Source organism: Mesorhizobium sp. M5C.F.Ca.IN.020.32.2.1 (genome assembly GCF_004023105.1).
Lineage (GTDB): Bacteria > Pseudomonadota > Alphaproteobacteria > Rhizobiales > Rhizobiaceae > Mesorhizobium > Mesorhizobium wenxiniae.
Map to the genome: position 1 here is coordinate 1 of NZ_RZSX01001150.1, position 1,618 is coordinate 1,618.

The 1,618-nt window shown below is 64.6% G+C and carries 1 protein-coding gene; it reads left to right on the forward strand.

From position 1 onward, the window contains the following. On the forward strand, positions 1-1,618 hold a 1,618-nt coding region (locus EOA86_RS33800), incomplete at both ends, for a TIGR02302 family protein (protein WP_128345510.1).

The window sequence follows — 1,618 nt, forward strand, 5'->3', positions numbered from 1 at the left end:
ACGCTGAGCTACGCCGACGCCAACGGCAACGCCAGCACCATCGAACCAACCGGGCAGAAGGCCGACGCGGCCAAACCGGCGGCGGCAACGCCCTCGACGGCAACGCCCTCCACGGTGCGCCAGTTCACAGGAAAGCTGACGACCAACGGCACGCTGACGCTGCAATCGGGCAATGACGAACTCGGCAACTGGGCCTTCGCGGTGATCCCGGACAAGCCGCCACAGATCCGCTTCGTCGGCGAGCCGAAACGCGCCGTCAACGGCTCCTTCGAACTCAACTACCAGATCGACGACGACTATGGCGCGGCCTCCGCCAAGGCGGATTTCGCATTGGCCGATCCACCGGCGCCGAATGCGCATCCGCTCTATGGCCCGCCTGAAATGCCGCTGACGCTGCCGCGCCGCGGCGCCAAGGGGAACGCCGCCAAGACCACGAAGGACCTGACCGAGCATGTCTGGGCCGGCGGCAACATCAAGCTCACGCTTGTCGCCACCGACGACGCCGGACATACGGCAACCAGCGAGATTAAGACGCTGGTGATGCCGGAGCGGCCTTTCTCCAACCCGCTGGCGAGGGCCGTGATCGAGCAGCGCCGCGTTCTGGCGCTCGACGCCAACTCCAAGAGCCGCGTGCTCGACCTGATGGACGCGATCACGCTCAGGCCCGAAGATACGTTCGACAACATGGCGCACTACCTCGCCATCATGAGCGCCCGCACCCGGTTGAAGATGGCTGACAGCGACGACAAGCTGCGCGACGAGGTCGCCTATCTGTGGGAGATCGCGCTCGGCATCGAGGAAGGCAATCTTTCGGAGGCCGAGCGGCGGCTGCGCCAGGCGCAGCAGGCGCTGCAGGACGCGATCAAGAACGGCGCCAGCGACGAGGAAATCGACAAGGCGATGAAGGAACTGCGCGAGGCGATGAACCAGTTCCTGCAGGAATTCGCACAGCGTGCGCAGCAGAATCCGAACGCGCCGCAGATGCAGCAGAACGGCCAGGAACTGCGCCAGAGCGACATCGAACGCATGATGGACCAGATCGAAAACCTGGCGAAATCAGGCGATCGCGACAGCGCGCAACAATTGCTTTCGCAACTGCAGGACATGATGAACAATCTGCAGGCCGGACGTCAGCAGCAGGGCGGCCAGCAGAACAGTGAAATGCGCCAGCAGATGGACAAGCTCGGCGAGATCATGCGGCGCCAGCAGGAGATGATGAACGAGACGTTCCGCATGGACCAGATGCAGCGCGGCCAGCAACAGCGCGGGCAGAATCGCGACGAGCAGCTCGGCGAGAACGGTGAGCAGGGCCAAATGGGCGAGCAGCCCGGCCCAGGTGAAGACCGCGATCCGCTCGGCCGGCCAATGACGCCGCAGGAGTTCGCCGACGCGCTGAAGCGGTTGCAGGAAGGCCAGGGCAAGCTGCAAGGCGACCTCGACCAGCTGAGAAAAGGTCTCGAAGGCATGGGTCTCGAGCCCAATGAAGGGTTTGGCGAGGCCGGCAAATCCATGGGCAACGCCGAACAGGCGCTTGGCGATAGCGATGGCGATCAGGCCGTCGGTCACCAGGGCCGCGCGCTGGAAGCGCTGCGCAAGGGCGCCAAGGACATGATGAAGC